This is a genomic window from Nocardia sp. NPDC003269, assembly GCF_042888005.1.
Lineage (GTDB): Bacteria > Actinomycetota > Actinomycetes > Mycobacteriales > Mycobacteriaceae > Nocardia.
On the sequence record NZ_JBIAPA010000002.1, the window covers coordinates 233,234 to 248,619 of the forward strand.

The following is a 15,386-nucleotide window of genomic DNA, read 5'->3' on the forward strand; positions in this document are numbered from 1 at the left end:
CGCCCTTCTCTCCGCTGTACACGCTTGTGCCCGCAACAGCCTAAGGGGAGGGGCGTGAAAAGTGCGCTTCGGTGTCAGTTCCCGGCGCCGACGCAGGCGCTGAACAGCTGCGCGGCCCCGCCGATCGCGCGGGCCTTGATCTCGGTGTCGGCCGCGGAGATCCACGCCGCGCTGCCGCACGCGATGGTGAGCGCACGCCCGTTCTGGGACAGCTCGACGGTGCCCTCGGTGCACAGCACGATGCCGGGCCCGGCATCGGCCAGCGCCACCGGCTCGGCGTCGGCGGACAGATCGAACCGGCACAGCGCGAACTCCGGTGCGGGCGTGCGATACCGGACGCCACCGTCGGCACCGAGCTCCGGTTCGATCACCGGCAGGTCGATCGGCTCGAAGTCGAGCACCCGCAGCAGTTCCGGCACGTCGACGTGCTTGGGGGTGAGACCGCCGCGCAACACGTTGTCGGAGTTGGCCATGATCTCCACGCCGACGCCACGCAGGTAGGCGTGCAGGTTGCCCGCGTCGAGGTAGAGGGCCTGGCCCGGCTCGAGCGTCAGCCGGTTCAGCAGCAGCGCGGCCAGCACGCCCGCGTCGCCGGGGTAGGCCTCGGCCAGCTCCAGCGCGGTGCGCACCTCGGCGGTGAAGGCGCGATCGCCCTTGCCGGACAGGTAGCGCACGCAGCCCTCGAGCACCGCGGGCAGCAGCGCCGACAGCGCCGCCGCGGGCAGCGTGATCCAGGTGGTGAACAGTGTGCGCAGCCCGGCCGAATCGGGCTGGGCGGCAAGCAGTTCGCCGTAGATGTTGAGGCCGGGCACGTCCAGGGCGCGCAGCAGGTCGACGGTGCGGTGCGGGTCGCGGAATCCGGCCAGCGCCTCGAACCGGCCCAGCGCCACCACGAGTTCGGGCTTGTGGCTGTCGTCGCGGTAGTTGCGCATGGGCGAGTCCAGCGGCACCCCGGTGCGGTTCTCCCGTTCGAAGCCGGCTCGCGCCTGCGCCGAGCTGGGGTGGGCCTGCAGCGACAGCGGTTCCTCGGCGGCGAGGATCTTCAGCAGGAACGGCAGCCGGGTGCCGAAGGTGTCGGCGACGGCGCCGAGTTCCCGCGCCGGATCGGCGGCGACGACCTCGAGTAGCGAGCGGGTGCCGTCGGCGACCTTCACGTGGGCCGGGTCGGCGGGATGGGCGCCGAACCACAGTTCGGCTTCCGGATGCGCCGACGGCACCGGCCGACCGCACAGCTGAGCGAGCGCGGTGCGCGATCCCCAGGCGTAGGAACGCAGCGCACCAACGAGTTCCTGCACTAGTAGCGTCCCCCGTCGTGGTATGGGTCCGGGCCGGGCGCGGCCGGGCCGCGCGCCCCCGTCAGCCGGAGATAGGCAGCGGCCATGTCCAGGCGCAAGGCCAGCACCGCCAGCTGCTCGATCTCGCTGCCGTGTCCGCCCCCTGCGGCGGAGGTGGCAGCGGCGCTGTCCGTGGTCGGGGCGGACCCCGGCTCGGCCAGCTGGGTCTGCAGCACGTCGACGTCGGCGTGCACCAGATCGGCGTCGACGAGCCCGCCGCCGACACCGTCGAACACCGCCAGCTTGCGCCGCGCGGCGGCCTGATCGGGATGCACGCTCAGCGCGAGCACCCGCACCCGGTCGACCGGGGCCGGACCGTCGAGTTCCTCGTCGTGGAAGAGCGGATCGAAACCCGGTGCGGCGCCACCGGCCGCCTCGGCCAGCCGCCCGACGGCGGCGACCGTGTCGGCCAGATCGGCGGCCGCGGCCAGCCTGCCCGCCGACTGCAGCAGCACCTCGGCACCGTGTCCGGCCAGCTCGACCGCGGCGGGGGAATCGCCCGCGAGGACGACGCCGACCCCGTGCATCCGCGCGGCCAGCGTCTTGGCCGGATTGTGGAAGACCTCGTTGTGCGGGCCGTCGCGCAGCGCCTCGGCGTCGAGCATGTCGGCCAGTTCGGTCAGGTCGGGGGTGGCCGGCACGCTGCGCTGGGCGTCGACCCCGCGCAGCACCGCGATGCCGACGGCGAGGAACCGCAGCAGCCGGTTGTGGTCGAGGACGGGCACGCGCGGTTCGAGCACGGTCGCGCGACCGGCGGCCACCGCGCGCAGCGGACCCTCGTTGGGCGCGGCGACGATGACCTCGGCACTGCGGCGCAGCGCGCGGTCGACGGCATCGATCAGGCGCGGGTCGCCCGCGTCGTCGCCGGCCACCAGCACCACGTCGAGCGGACCGACCCACGGCGGCAGCGCGGTGACGGGCACGATCGGCAGCCCGGCCCGGTCACCGAGGGTGGCGACCAGCAGGCCGGCGGCACGGGCCGCCCGGCCCGAACCGGAGACGAGGACCAGGCTGCGCGGACGCAGCTCGGCGAGGCGTTCGGTGAGCGAGGTCTCGGCCACCGCCGCGGCCGTGGCGCGGACCTGCGCGCCGCCCGAAGCCGCCGAACGCAAGGCGCCGCCGGTATCGGCCGCCTCCAGCGACGCGGCATCGTCGAGGTCGAATACGGGTGTGCCAGCGATCATCGCCGATCCCACCTCCCCTCATCGCGCTGTGTCGTCTGCCGGCGAGCCGTCGGCGAATACCAGGTCTGTGATTCCACTATTCCAGTCGGCACCGGTACTGGTTTCATTTTCCCAGTCAGGCGCGGACGATGCTCAGAATCTCGGTCACGAGTGCGTTTACTTCGGCCTGCGATCCGGCTTCGACGTTGAGTCGAAGCAGCGGTTCGGTATTCGAGGCGCGCAGATTGAACCAGGCGTGGTCGCCGAGGTCGACGGTGACGCCGTCGAGGCGGTCCACCGAGACGGTCCGGTCGGCGAACGCGGCGAGCACCGCGGCGGTGCGCTCGGCCGCGTCGGCCACGGTCGAGTTGATCTCGCCGGAGGCCGCGTAGACGTCGTAGGCGGCCATCAGCTCCGAGACCGGACGCGGACCCTCACCGAGGGCGGCCAGCACGTGCAGCGCGGCCAGCATGCCCGAATCGGCACCCCAGAAATCGCGGAAGTAGTAGTGCGCGGAGTGCTCGCCGCCGAAGACCGCGCCCTCCGACGCCATCTCCTGCTTGATGAACGAGTGACCCACCCGGGTGCGCACCGGCTTGCCGCCCAGCTCCTCCACCAGCTCGGGCACCGCGCGCGAGGTGATCAGGTTGTGGATGATCGTCGCGCCCGGCTCCTTGGCGAGCTCACGCTGGGCCACCAGCGCGGTGATCGCGGACGGGGAGACCGGCTCGCCGCGCTCGTCGACGACGAAGCAGCGGTCGGCGTCGCCGTCGAAGGCCAGGCCGATGTCGGCGCCGCTGCGGCGCACCAGCTCCTGCAGGTCGACCAGGTTCTTCGGGTCGAGCGGGTTGGCCTCGTGGTTGGGGAACGAGCCGTCGAGTTCGAAGTACAGCGGCACGATGGTGACCGGGCCGAGCGTGCCGAGGACGGCGGGCACGGTGTGGCCGCCCATGCCGTTGCCCGCGTCGACCGCGATGGTCAGCGGGCGGATGTCGTCGAGGTCGACCAGCTCGCGCAGGAAGCTCGCGTAGTCGGCCAGCAGGTCGGTGCTCGTCTCGGTGCCGGGCGTGCCGTCGAAGGCGGGCACGCCGGCGACGATCTCGGCCGAGATGGTGGCCAGCCCGGTGTCCTGGCCGACCGGCAGCGCGTTCGCGCGGCACAGCTTGATGCCGTTGTAGCGGGCCGGATTGTGGCTGGCGGTGAACATGGCGCCGGGGCAGCCGAGCTTGCCCGAGGCGAAGTAGAGCTGGTCGGTCGAGGCCAGGCCGATGTGCACCACATCCAGGCCCTGGGCCCGCACGCCCGCGGCGAAGGCCGCCGACAGTTCGGGGGAGGACTCGCGCATGTCGTGGCCGATCACGACCCGGGTCGCGCCTTCGGCGCGCATCAGCCGGGCGAAGGAGGCGCCGACATCTCCGACGAATCCTGCATCGATCTGTTCGCCCACTACCCCGCGGACGTCATAAGCCTTGATCACGGCGTTCACGAGTTCGCCAGAGCGCGCGACAGTCGTCATGGTTCTCACCCTAGTGGTGCGCGCCCGGCGGTTCCGCATGTACCTGGGCGCGGGGACGGTGACCAGCGGATTTCCGGTCCGGTTTCGCGAGGAGCGGACGGCCTACGGGTCGGGGAGGACGCGCAGATGGCCGCGGCGGCCGGTCCGCGTGGTGCGCGGCGGCGGGGTCGAGCTGTCGCGGTAGCCGGGCTGATCGGCGTCGGCGGGGCGGCGGCGCAGGCCCGCTTCGCGCACGGCCTCGGCCAGGGCGGTCAGATCGTCGTCGTCGGGTGTGCTCGAGGAGAATCCGCCTTCGTGGCGCACCAGTTCCCAGCCCTTGGGGGCGGTGATGCGGCAGGCGTGGGTCTCGCACAGATCCCAGGAGTGCGGTTCGGCGACGGTGGCCAGTGGTCCGACGACGGCGGTCGAGTCGGAGTACACATACGTCAGCGTCGCTACAGCCGGGTTCTTGCAGCCGGGTCGGCAGCAACGACGCATGGGGATCACGACGTCGAGATTAGCCCTCCGGCCCGCAAAAGTGGATACGGACACGCGGTGATACGTCCCGTTATCGGCGGGTCGTTATTCGGGCTCGGGATCGATCAGGTCCGGGTCGACGCCGAGATAGGTGGCGATCTGCTGGACGAGGACCTCGCGCAGCAGCTCCACGAGATCGTCCGGATCGGCGGCGCGCAGTTCCAGCGGCTTGCGGAACAGCACCACCCTGGCGCGGGTGGCCGCGCCGTGCCGGTCGACGCCCGCGGGGATCAACCGCGACAGCGGCACCGGCCCGTCGGCCACCACCTCGTCCGGCCAGGTGACCGAATCAGGGTGCAGCGGACGGATTTTCGGTACATCGTCGACGGCGATGTCGAGTTTGGTGAGGCGATCGTGCCAGCGGGTGTCCAGCGGGGCGAAGGCCTCGAGCACCAGCCGGTCGAATTTCTGCCCCCTCGTGCGCCACGCGGGAACGGTGGGCGGGAGCATGGGTCCACGGACACCACGGCCGCGGCGGGTCACCGAGCGGGCGGTGGGCGCCGGGGTATGACGCCGGGAACGTGCCATGGGAGTCGTCCACCTTTCTCGCGTGCACCTGGTCGTGCCCGTCGAGCCTGGGGACGGCGCGACTACTGGGCGTGCGCCCGAAGCACCGACGTACTGCGCCTGCGTGCTCCGGGCTGGAGCCTCAGAGTCTACTTTCGAACATTCTCTCAGCCGATTCCGCGCTTCAGCCTGCGACGCTCTCGTTCCGAGAGACCGCCCCAGATACCGAAACGTTCGTCGTGCGCCAGTGCGTATTCCAGGCACTGATCGCGCACCTCGCAGCCCAGGCAGATGCGCTTGGCCTCACGGGTCGAGCCGCCCTTCTCGGGGAAGAACGCCTCGGGGTCTGTCTGAGCGCACAGAGCGCGCTCCTGCCACTGCTCTTCGATGGACTCGAACATCTCGTCGAAGCCCGTCACGACCAGACTCAGCCGGGGGGCCGCGACTTCGCTTACCACGTCCGGTTCCGGCCAGCTCGTGTCGGCGCAGACAGCGTGAGCTGCGCCTGCTGTGGAATCGGTCGGCGAGACCATGTCTTCGGTCATCGTTCCGCCTCCTCACTATGTGTTAGCGCAGAAAGATTCTTTCCGCCGGGCCAACGCGGACCCCGACGGCCGAACACCGCGATGTAGTCTCGCGGGCTTCCCCGAACCTGTCTTCCGGCGAGCCAACACCCTCTCGCAAACGCCCCCGCGCTATGCCCTATCGCGGTGACCGGAATGACATGTCTGTGATTAGACACGCCGCACTCGCCGGTGGTCAACCCGCCGTCACCCTTCCGTTACACTCCGCACCCGCCTTTCGTTTTGATCTTGTTATGTGCTGTGGCAAATGACCAGCAACTTTGCCGGAATTCGCCGCGAAATCAATCGGCAACCCCCACCGCTTAGGCTGTGACCCTGTGACTGCACAACACGCGGTGCGCGAGCCCAAGATCGCCGTTCTGGTCGGCGGCGTCGGCGGTGCACGGTTCCTGCAAGGCGTCAGGCAGCTGCTGCCCGACGCCGACATCTCCGCCATCGTCAACGTCGGCGACGACGTCTGGATGCACGGGCTTCGCATCTGTCCCGACCTCGACACCTGCATGTACACCCTCGGTGGCGGCATCGACCCCGAGCGCGGGTGGGGCCACGCGAACGAGACCTGGCACGCGAAAGAGGAGCTGGCGAAGTACAACGCCCAGCCCGATTGGTTCGGCCTCGGCGATCGCGATATCGCCACCCATCTCATCCGCACCGAGATGCTGCGCGCCGGATATCCGCTGTCCGCGGTCACCGAGGCGCTGTGCAATCGGTGGCAGCCGGGCGTGCGCCTGATTCCGGCTACCGACGATCGCTGTGAAACCCACGTCGTCGTCAGCGATCCCGACAACGCCGGCGAACGTCGCGCGATCCACTTCCAGGAATGGTGGGTGCGCTACCGCGCGGCGCTCCCGACGCACGGATTCGCCTCGATCGGCGCCGAACAGGCCGCTCCGGCCCCTGATGTGACCGAAATCATAGCGTCCGCCGACGCGGTGTTGCTGGCCCCGTCGAACCCCGTCGTGAGCATCGGCGCGATCCTCGCCGTGCCCGGGATCAGGGGCGCGCTGCGCACCACCGAGGCGAAGGTCATCGGCCTGTCGCCGGTGATCGACGGAAAGCCGTTGCGCGGCATGGCCGATGAGTGCCTGTCGGTGATCGGCGTGGAATCCACCGCCGAGGCGATCGGGCGGCACTACGGCGCCCGCTCGGCCACCGGCATCCTCGACGGCTGGCTGGTGCACTCCACCGACACCGCCGACGTGCCCGGCGTCGAGGTGCGCAGCGTGCCGCTGCTGATGACCGACCCCGAGGCCACGGCCGAGATGGCCCGTGCCGCACTGGAATTGGCGGGAGTGAAGCCGTGAGCGTACTGCCCGACCACGCGGCCGACGAGCTGCGCATCCTGCCGGTGACCGGCCTGCCGGAGTTCCGGCCCGGCGACGACGTCGCCGAACACCTTGCCGCACAGGCGCCGTGGCTGGCCGACGGCGACGTCGTCGTGGTCACCAGCAAGATCGTCTCCAAGGCCGAGGGCCGCATCGTCGCCGCGCCGACCGATCCGGAGGAGCGCGACACCGCCCGCCGCAAGCTGGTCGACGACGAGGCGGTGCGGGTGCTCGCCCGCAAGGGCCGCACCCTCATCACCGAGAACCGGCTCGGCATCGTGCAGGCCGCGTCCGGCGTCGACGGTTCGAACGTGGCCGAGGGCGAACTGGTGCTGCTGCCGACCGATCCCGACGCCAGCGCCAAGTCGCTGCGGGCCGCGCTGGCCCAGCGGCTCGGGGTGAACGTGGCCGTGGTCATCACCGACACCATGGGCCGGGCCTGGCGCAACGGCCAGATCGACGCCGCGATCGGCGCGGCCGGGCTGCGCGTGCTGCACGACTACGCGGGCGCGGTCGACGGCCAGGGCAACGAACTGCACGTCACCCAGGTGGCCGTCGCCGACGAACTCGCCGCCGCCGCCGACCTGGTCAAGGGCAAGCTCGGCGGCGTCCCGGTCGCGGTGGTGCGCGGCCTGGCGACCGACGACGACGGCTCGAGCGCGGCGGCGCTGCTGCGCGGCGGCATCGACGACCTGTTCTGGCTCGGCACCGCCGAGGCGATCGAGATGGGCCGCAAAGAGGCTGTGCCGCTGCGGCGTTCGATCCGTGCCTTCGCCGACGAGCCGGTCGACCCGGAACGGATCAGGGCCGCCGTCGCGGTCGGGCTGACGGCGCCCGCACCGCATCACACCCGCCCGGTGCGCTTCGTCTGGCTGCGCAAGCCGAAGCTGCGCGCCCAGCTGCTCGAGGCGATGGCCGAGCAGTGGCGGGCCGATCTGGCCGCCGACGGGCTCGACCCCGAGCGGGTGGAGCGCCGGGTCGCGCGCGGGCGCATCCTGTTCGACGCCCCCGAGGTGATCATCCCGTTCTGCGTGCCCGACGGCGCGCACGACTATCCCGACGCCCGTCGCCAGGCTGCCGAGCAGACCATGTTCACGGTCGCGGTCGGCGCCGCGGTGCAGGGCCTGCTGGTGGCGCTGGCCGCCGACGGCCTCGGCAGCTGCTGGATCGGGTCGACGATCTTCGCCCCCGAGCTCGTCCGCGAGACCCTGGGCCTGGACGAGGACTGGATGCCGTTGGGCGCCATCGCGATCGGTGTGCCGCTCGACGAACCCGCGCCGCGCACGGTCGGCTCGCCGGGCGCCGGCCTGGTCGAACTGTGAGCGCGGAGTCGCTGCACGCCTCGGCCACCGAGCTGCTCACCGACTGGCAGCCGGAGTCCGGCCAGGACCGGTCGCTGCGGGAGGCGATGCTGGCGTTTCTCGGTTCGGCGCCGCGCGGGTGCCTGCGCGAGCACGCGCCGGGGCACATCACCGCCTCGGCGATCGTGCTCTCGCACGACCGCAGCGAGATCCTGCTGACCCTGCATCCGCGGGTGGGCCGCTGGATCCAGCTCGGCGGGCACTGCGAGCCAGGGGACGAGACGGTCGCCGACGCCGCGCTGCGCGAGGCGGTGGAGGAGTCGGGCATCGCGGACCTGCGTCTGACGCCGGGTCTGTACGGCGCGCAGGCGCACCCGATCACCTGCTCGCTCGGGGTGCCGACGCGGCATCTGGACCTGCTGTTCGAGATCGTCGCGCCGCCGGGCGCGGTGCCCGTTCGCAGCGCCGAGTCGACGGATCTGCGGTGGTGGCCGGTGGCCGGGCTACCGGCCGGCGCCGATGTCCTGCTGGTGGGCGTATAGGACCCTGAATAGGTCTCCGACCTGCGATGACAGCGATCGTGCCCAGGTGGGCACGGTCGCTGTTCCGTTATCCGACTGTTGCAGCTTTACAAATCTGCGAATTTGTCTAGACGCCGGACAAATCGGGACCTATCGTCTGTGACAGAGAGTTACGCACATCACAGGTGTGAGGTGTGTCGCAGGATGGAGACGACGATGTCGACAGATGCCAACGCGTCCGAACAGCGGGTGGCGCCCCCGCAGTGGCGCGATTCCAAGCGCTATCTCTGGTTGTGGGGCCTGTTCGCCCCGACCGGATTGTTCACGATCGCGATCCCCCTGATCTGGGGACTCAACCAGCTCGGCTGGCACCGCCTGGCCGAAGTGCCGTTCTGGCTCGGGCCGGTGCTGGTCTACGTCGTGATCCCGATCGCGGACCTGTTCTTCGGGCCCGACGGCGACAATCCGCCGGACGAGGTGATGGAGTACCTGGAGAACGACAAGTACTACCGCTACCTGACCTACCTGTACCTGCCGTTCCAGTACGCCTCGCTGATCTTCGCCTGCTACATCATCACCGCGCCGAACCTGCACTGGCTCGGCTTCCCCGGCGGGGCCAACGTGGTGGACAAGATCGGCATCGCGATCAGCGTCGGCATGATCGGCGGAATCGGCATCAACACCGCGCACGAACTCGGCCACAAGAAGGTCGATCTGGAGCGCTGGCTCGCGCGCATCGCGCTGGCGCAGTCGTTCTACGGGCACTTCTACATCGAGCACAACCGCGGGCACCACGTCCGCGTCGCCACCCCCGAGGATCCGGCCAGCGCCCGCATCGGCGAGACGTTCTGGTCGTTCTGGCCGCGCACGGTGTGGGGCAGCTTCCGCTCGGCCTGGCATCTGGAGAAGGAGCGCCTGCACCGGCTGGGCAAGAGCCCGTGGACACTGCGCAACGACGTGCTCAACGCCTGGGCGATGTCGGTGGTGCTGTGGCTGGGCCTGATCGCGGTCTTCGGCATCGAGGTGCTGCCGTATCTGATCCTGCAGGCCGTCGTCGGTTTCAGTCTGCTCGAGTCGGTGAACTACCTCGAGCACTACGGCCTGGTCCGGCAGAAGACGGCGACCGGACGCTACGAGCGGCCCGCGCCCGAGCACAGCTGGAACAGCGACCACATCGTCACCAACATCTTCCTGTACCACCTGCAGCGGCACAGCGACCACCACGCGTACCCCACCCGCCGCTATCAGACGCTGCGCAGCTGGGACGGTGCGCCCAACCTGCCCAGCGGCTACGCGAGCATGATCCTGATCGCCTACTTCCCGCCCATCTGGCGCAGGGTGATGGACAAGCGCGTGCTCGCGCACTACGCGGGCGACGTCACCCGCGCCAATATCGAACCGAAGCATCGCGGGCGGGTGCTCGCCCGGTACGGACAGGAGAATCCGGCATGAGTGCGTACCGCTGCCCGGTCTGTGATTATGTCTACGACGAAACGAAAGGAGCCCCGCGAGAGGGATTTCCGGCCGGCACGCCTTGGGCGTCGGTTCCCGACGACTGGTGCTGTCCGGACTGCGGGGTGCGGGAGAAGATCGACTTCGAGGCGGTAGGAGTATCGCGGTGACCGAGTACAAGCTCTACCAGTGTGTGCAGTGCGGGTTCGAATACGACGAGGCGCAGGGCTGGCCCGATGACAACATCGCCCCCGGCACCAAGTGGGAGGACATCCCGGACAACTGGACCTGCCCCGACTGCGGCGCGGCCAAGTCCGACTTCTTCATGGTCGAGATCGAACGTTCGTGAGCGTCGCGGGCACGCCGCGCACCGGATCGCGCATCCCGTATCAGGAGGCCGCGCGGGAATTGCTGCGCAGCTCCGTCCTGGACGGGATGCGCGAACTGCTCACCGAGCGTGATTGGTCCAAGATCACGCTCGGTGACGTCGCGGCGCGCGCCGGCGTCAGCAGGCAGACGCTCTACAACGAGTTCGGATCGCGTGCTGGTCTGTCGCAGGCCTACGCGCTGCGGCTGGCAGACGAACTCGTCGACCATGTGCGCGAGGCGCTCGACGACAATGTCGGCGACGCCCGCGCCGCCATCCGGGTCGGCATGACCGGGTTCTTCCTCTCGGCCGCGGCCGACCCGCTGGTGCGCTCGCTGCTGGCCGGGGAGATGAAGCCGGACCTGCTGCGGCTGATCACCCTCGACGCTGGCCCTCTGCTCGAGCACGCCACCGCGCGGTTGGGCGTGGTGTTCCAGCGCAGCTGGGTCGACGCCACCGACGCCGAGGCCGATGTGCTCGCGCACGCCCTGGTGCGGATCGCGCTGAGCTACATCCCGAACCCGCCGGTGCCGGAGCGGGACGCGCCCGCCGAGATGAGCGCGCTGCTGAGTCCGTACGTCGAAGCGATCGTGCAGGTACGCGGCATCCGGGCACCGCTCGGTGACGGCGATCACTCCGGTGTCTGATCGGCTCTGATTCGCCACCGTGTAACCGTCACCACGTTTGGCGGCGTGACTCTGTGTAACGCGCCTACGGTCTGTCAGTATTCACATCGGTCGGCGATTAGTTTTTTTACAGCGGAGCGTGCGTGCAAACGGTTGGCAAACCGGGGGGATTTCGTGATCCCAAACGGTATCTATGGGCCTTGGGGCTGATCGCTCCCGCGTCGGCACTGTTGCCCTCCCAGCTCGTATACCACACGAAGGCCGAAGTGCTCTGGTGGATCGGGCCGGTGATCGTGCTCATCGCCATTCCGGTGCTGGACTGGATCGTCGGCGAGGACGGCAACAATCCGCGCGACGAGGACTACGAAGCGCTCTCTTCGGACCGGTACTACCGGTGGTGCACCTACCTGTTCCTGCCCGTGCAGCTGATCGGTCTGGTGATCGCCTGCGCGATGTGGGCGGGCGACGATCTGGACGTCGTCGACAAGCTCGGGCTGGCCGCCACGGTCGGCTTCGTCAGCGGGATCGGCATCAACGCCGCCCACGAATTGGGGCACCGGGTCGAGAGTGCCGAAAGATTGCTGTCGAAGATCGCGCTCGCCCAGTCCGGGTACGGGCACTTCTTCGTCGAGCACAATCGCGGTCATCACGCCCGGGTCGCGACCCCCGAGGACCCGGCCAGCGCCCGGCTGGGGGAGTCGCTGTGGGAGTTCTTGCCGCGCAGCGTGATCGGCGGCTTCCGCTCCGCGATCCAGCTCGAGCGGGCCCGGCTGGCCAGGCAGGGCCGGGGCTGGTGGAGCACCAAGAACAACATCCTGCAGGCGTGGTCGATGAGCGCGGTGCTGTTCGGTTCGCTGCTGCTGGCGTTCGGGCCCGCGATCGCGCCCTGGCTGGTCCTGCAGGCCGTCATCGGCTTCGGACTGCTGGAGGCCGTGAACTACGTCGAGCACTACGGACTGCTGCGCGCCCGCAAGCCCAACGGCCGCTGGGAACGCTGCTCCCCGCGCGACAGCTGGAACAGCGACCGCCTGGTCACCAACATCTTCCTGTTCCATCTGCAGCGCCACAGCGACCATCACGCCAACCCAGGCCGCCGCTATCAGACCCTGCGTTCCACCGAGGAATCGCCGCAGCTGCCCGCCGGCTACGCCACGATGCTGCTGCTGGCGGCGGTGCCGCCGCTGTGGCGCGCGGTGATGGACCCCAAGGTGGCCGCCCATTACGGCGGCGATCTGTCGCTGGCCAATGTCGCGCCGCCCAAGGAGCGGCGTTTGCTGGCCCGATACCGCGCCGCGGCCTGACCGCCGCCCGCCGAGGACCGGGAAACGGGCGGGCGCGCACGCGGTAGCCTTGCCTCGGTACTGACTACCAGGAGAGGCTGATGACGACCTCAGAACTTCCCGCGCGCACCGAGCTGACCGCTGACGTTCGCAACGGCATCGATTACAAGGTGGCAGATCTCTCGCTGGCCGAATTCGGCCGCAAGGAGATCCGCCTCGCCGAGCACGAGATGCCCGGCCTGATGGCTCTGCGCCGCGAATACCACGATGTGCAGCCGCTGAAGGGCGCGCGCATCTCCGGATCGCTGCACATGACGGTGCAGACCGCCGTCCTGATCGAAACGCTCGTCGCTCTGGGCGCGCAGGTGCGCTGGGCTTCGTGCAACATCTTCTCCACCCAGGATCACGCGGCCGCGGCCATCGTCGTCGGGCCCAACGGCACCGTCGACGAGCCCAAGGGCACCCCCGTCTTCGCCTGGAAGGGCGAGACGCTGGAGGAGTACTGGTGGGCCGCCGAGCAGATGCTCACCTGGCCGGGCGAGCCCGCCAACATGATCCTCGACGACGGTGGCGACGCGACCATGCTCGTGCTGCGCGGCGCGCAGTTCGAGAAGGCCGGCGTGGTGCCGCCCGAGGACGCCGACCACTCGGCCGAGTACAAGGTGTTCCTCAACCTGCTGCGCGAGAGCCTCGAGGCCGACAAGACCAAGTGGAGTGTCATCGCCGACGCGGTCAAGGGCGTCACCGAGGAGACCACCACCGGCGTGCTGCGGCTGTACCAGTTCGCCGCCGCGGGTGAGCTGGTGTTCCCGGCGATCAACGTCAACGACTCGGTCACCAAGTCGAAGTTCGACAACAAGTACGGCACCCGCCACTCGCTGATCGACGGCATCAACCGCGGCACCGACGTGCTCATCGGTGGCAAGAAGGTGCTGATCTGCGGCTACGGCGACGTCGGCAAGGGCTGCGCGGAGTCGCTGGCTGGCCAGGGCGCGCGCGTGCAGGTCACCGAGATCGACCCGATCAACGCGCTGCAGGCGCTGATGGACGGCTACGACGTGGTCACCGTGGAGCAGGCGATCGGCAACGCCGACATCGTCATCACCTCGACGGGCAACAAGGACATCATCACCCTCGAGCACATGAAGGCGATGAAGGACCAGGCCATCCTCGGCAACATCGGTCACTTCGACAACGAGATCGATATGGCCGCGCTGGAGCGCTCGGGCGCCCACCGCCTCGAGATCAAGCCGCAGGTCGACCTGTGGACCTTCGACTCGGGCAAGGCGATCATCGTGCTGTCGGAGGGTCGCCTGCTGAACCTGGGCAACGCCACCGGCCACCCCTCGTTCGTCATGTCGAACAGCTTCTCCAACCAGGTCATCGCGCAGATCGAGCTGTGGACCAAGCCGGAGGAGTACGACAACGAGGTCTACCGGCTGCCCAAGCACCTGGACGAGAAGGTCGCGCGCATCCACGTCGAGGCACTCGGCGGCACGCTGACCAAGCTCACCAAGGACCAGGCCGAGTACATCGGCGTGGACGTGGAGGGCCCGTACAAGCCGGAGCACTACCGCTACTGAGCCGCTGAACGAACGATGGCCCGTCGACCTGATGGTCGGCGGGCCACCGTCGTGTTCAGGGGGATCAGACCAGCAGCAGGCAGACCGGCAGCGGGATGACAGCTTCCAGGAGGGCGCAGGCGGCGAGTTCGGCCGCGGAGCCCGCCGCGGCGGAGCCCGCCTCGGCCGAGCCGCTGAGCAGGGCGGCCGAGCCGCTGCGCGCGTGGTCGCCGCGGCCGATGGGGTCGGCCGTCGGCGCGGCGGTCGCGACGCCGGAGCCCGCGAGGGCGATGCCGAGCGCGGCGGCGGCCACGGCGGCACGGAGAACGGTTCGGTTGAGCATGATGACTCCTGGATCGAGCGGCCCGGCGCGGGCGCTGGGTTGGCGTGCGCCCCGGTAGCCCGGACGGAGCCGATCCGCCGAGGACTCTGGAATGAGACCACTTCAGACCATTGTCGGGAGGTGAAACGGGTAATCCGGTCGCCATCGGCCCGGCGCGTCGGACGACACAGTGGTTGGTCGCCCGGCTCGTCGTCGCACCGCGGCGGCCGCCGGTGATTCCGGGGTGGGGCCTGCGCGGTTCGCCGCCCCCGGCCGGGTAATCTCACCGCTCATGGGCGTGCTGATTGCGGTGGAAGGCCTCGACGGCGCCGGTAAACGGACGCTGATCGACGGGCTGATCGACGAATTGTCCGGAAAGGGGCTGCGGGCAGGCCGCCTGGCCTTTCCGCAATACGGCCGATCGATCCACGCCGATCTGGCCGCCGAGGCCCTGCGGGGCGGGCACGGCGACCTCGCCGGGTCGATCAACGCGATGGCGATCATGTTCGCCCTCGACCGCGCCGACGCGAATGCGGAGCTGTCGAACCTGTTGGACGCCAACGACATCGTCGTCCTGGACCGCTGGGTGGCCTCCAACGCCGCCTATTCCGCGGCCAGGGCCGGGCAGGACGCCGACGGTGAAATCGTGTCCTGGGTGGGCGATCTGGAGTTCGGCAGGCTCGCGCTGCCGGTGCCCGACCTCACCGTGCTGATCGACCTGCCCACCGAGGTCGCGGCCGAACGTGCCCGCCGCCGTGGTGAACTCGACACCGCCCGCGCCCTGGACGCCTACGAGCGCGACGGCGGTCTGCAGCACCGCACCGGGGAGGTCTATCGTGAGCTGGCCGACCGCGACTGGTTCGGTCGCTGGTGGACATACCGATCCGATGACGATAGGCCCGCCCTACTCACCCTCTGCTCGGAAATCTTTGCCGGATAAGGTTGGATACGCGACGGGTTCACATCATTAATGGCGTGGCAGCCCGATCCTGGCCTGGGAGATGACAACA

17 protein-coding genes are annotated in these 15,386 nt (G+C 69.6%); 10 read left to right on the forward strand and 7 right to left on the reverse strand.

The window, feature by feature from the left end:
• Positions 1-74 precede the first annotated feature (74 nt).
• The 6 genes from manA to ACFYWJ_RS11790 all read right to left on the reverse strand — a co-directional run bounded on the left by manA (position 75) and on the right by ACFYWJ_RS11790 (position 5,437).
• Positions 75-1,295, reverse strand: coding sequence for a mannose-6-phosphate isomerase, class I (gene manA / locus ACFYWJ_RS11765; protein ID WP_355276166.1), 1,221 nt, complete (start codon positions 1,293-1,295; stop codon positions 75-77).
• Complete coding sequence (locus ACFYWJ_RS11770; protein WP_355276164.1) at positions 1,295-2,518, reverse strand: tobH protein; 1,224 nt, start codon at positions 2,516-2,518, stop codon at positions 1,295-1,297. Before ACFYWJ_RS11770 ends, manA begins: the two co-directional genes overlap by 1 nt.
• Before the next feature lie 115 nt (positions 2,519-2,633).
• Positions 2,634-4,013, reverse strand: coding sequence for a phosphomannomutase/phosphoglucomutase (locus tag ACFYWJ_RS11775; RefSeq protein WP_355276162.1), 1,380 nt, complete (start codon positions 4,011-4,013; stop codon positions 2,634-2,636).
• A 102-nt stretch (positions 4,014-4,115) separates the two neighbouring features.
• Positions 4,116-4,490, reverse strand: a complete 375-nt coding sequence (locus tag ACFYWJ_RS11780; RefSeq protein WP_355276550.1) for a DUF3499 domain-containing protein — start codon at positions 4,488-4,490, stop codon at positions 4,116-4,118.
• A gap of 84 nt (positions 4,491-4,574) precedes the next feature.
• On the reverse strand, positions 4,575-5,057 hold the full coding sequence (locus ACFYWJ_RS11785) for a metallopeptidase family protein (RefSeq protein WP_218718623.1): 483 nt from the start codon (positions 5,055-5,057) through the stop codon (positions 4,575-4,577).
• Positions 5,058-5,203: 146 nt separating this feature from the next.
• A complete protein-coding gene (locus ACFYWJ_RS11790) occupies positions 5,204-5,437 on the reverse strand; it encodes a WhiB family transcriptional regulator (protein ID WP_133733920.1) in 234 nt (77 codons plus the stop codon).
• 500 nt (positions 5,438-5,937) lie between these two features.
• Here ACFYWJ_RS11790 and cofD point away from each other — a divergent pair, with 500 nt between their 5' ends.
• From cofD to ahcY, 9 genes are all read left to right on the forward strand, one after another.
• Positions 5,938-6,924 (forward strand): 2-phospho-L-lactate transferase, encoded by a 987-nt coding sequence (cofD, locus tag ACFYWJ_RS11795; protein ID WP_355276160.1) that lies wholly within the window; start codon positions 5,938-5,940, stop codon positions 6,922-6,924.
• The gene (locus ACFYWJ_RS11800) at positions 6,921-8,267 is read left to right on the forward strand and encodes a coenzyme F420-0:L-glutamate ligase (protein WP_355276158.1); all 1,347 of its coding nucleotides are present in this window, start codon (positions 6,921-6,923) and stop codon (positions 8,265-8,267) included. The genes cofD and ACFYWJ_RS11800 overlap by 4 nt, the downstream gene beginning before the upstream one ends.
• On the forward strand, positions 8,264-8,788 hold the full coding sequence (locus ACFYWJ_RS11805; RefSeq protein WP_355276156.1) for an NUDIX domain-containing protein: 525 nt from the start codon (positions 8,264-8,266) through the stop codon (positions 8,786-8,788). The genes ACFYWJ_RS11800 and ACFYWJ_RS11805 overlap by 4 nt, the downstream gene beginning before the upstream one ends.
• Positions 8,789-8,983: 195 nt before the next feature.
• Positions 8,984-10,219 carry an alkane 1-monooxygenase gene (locus tag ACFYWJ_RS11810; RefSeq protein WP_355276154.1) on the forward strand — a complete coding sequence of 412 codons (1,236 nt, stop codon included), beginning with the start codon at positions 8,984-8,986 and terminating at the stop codon, positions 10,217-10,219.
• Positions 10,216-10,389: a rubredoxin gene (locus ACFYWJ_RS11815; protein ID WP_218718627.1), complete on the forward strand. Its 174-nt coding sequence runs from the start codon at positions 10,216-10,218 to the stop codon at positions 10,387-10,389. The genes ACFYWJ_RS11810 and ACFYWJ_RS11815 overlap by 4 nt, the downstream gene beginning before the upstream one ends.
• Complete coding sequence (locus ACFYWJ_RS11820; protein ID WP_189026616.1) at positions 10,386-10,568, forward strand: rubredoxin; 183 nt, start codon at positions 10,386-10,388, stop codon at positions 10,566-10,568. Before ACFYWJ_RS11815 ends, ACFYWJ_RS11820 begins: the two co-directional genes overlap by 4 nt.
• On the forward strand, positions 10,565-11,233 hold the full coding sequence (locus tag ACFYWJ_RS11825; protein ID WP_355276152.1) for a TetR family transcriptional regulator: 669 nt from the start codon (positions 10,565-10,567) through the stop codon (positions 11,231-11,233). Before ACFYWJ_RS11820 ends, ACFYWJ_RS11825 begins: the two co-directional genes overlap by 4 nt.
• A gap of 179 nt (positions 11,234-11,412) precedes the next feature.
• Complete coding sequence (locus ACFYWJ_RS11830) at positions 11,413-12,513, forward strand: alkane 1-monooxygenase (RefSeq protein ID WP_387163462.1); 1,101 nt, start codon at positions 11,413-11,415, stop codon at positions 12,511-12,513.
• 80 nt (positions 12,514-12,593) lie between these two features.
• The gene (gene ahcY / locus ACFYWJ_RS11835) at positions 12,594-14,075 is read left to right on the forward strand and encodes an adenosylhomocysteinase (protein WP_355276151.1); all 1,482 of its coding nucleotides are present in this window, start codon (positions 12,594-12,596) and stop codon (positions 14,073-14,075) included.
• A 64-nt stretch (positions 14,076-14,139) separates the two neighbouring features.
• Here the strand turns inward: ahcY and ACFYWJ_RS11840 are convergent, their stop codons facing one another.
• The gene (locus ACFYWJ_RS11840; protein WP_355276149.1) at positions 14,140-14,397 is read right to left on the reverse strand and encodes a hypothetical protein; all 258 of its coding nucleotides are present in this window, start codon (positions 14,395-14,397) and stop codon (positions 14,140-14,142) included.
• Positions 14,398-14,668: 271 nt separating this feature from the next.
• Between ACFYWJ_RS11840 and ACFYWJ_RS11845 the strand changes: the two genes are divergently transcribed.
• Positions 14,669-15,316 (forward strand): dTMP kinase, encoded by a 648-nt coding sequence (locus ACFYWJ_RS11845; protein WP_355276147.1) that lies wholly within the window; start codon positions 14,669-14,671, stop codon positions 15,314-15,316.
• Positions 15,317-15,386: the final 70 nt, after the last annotated feature.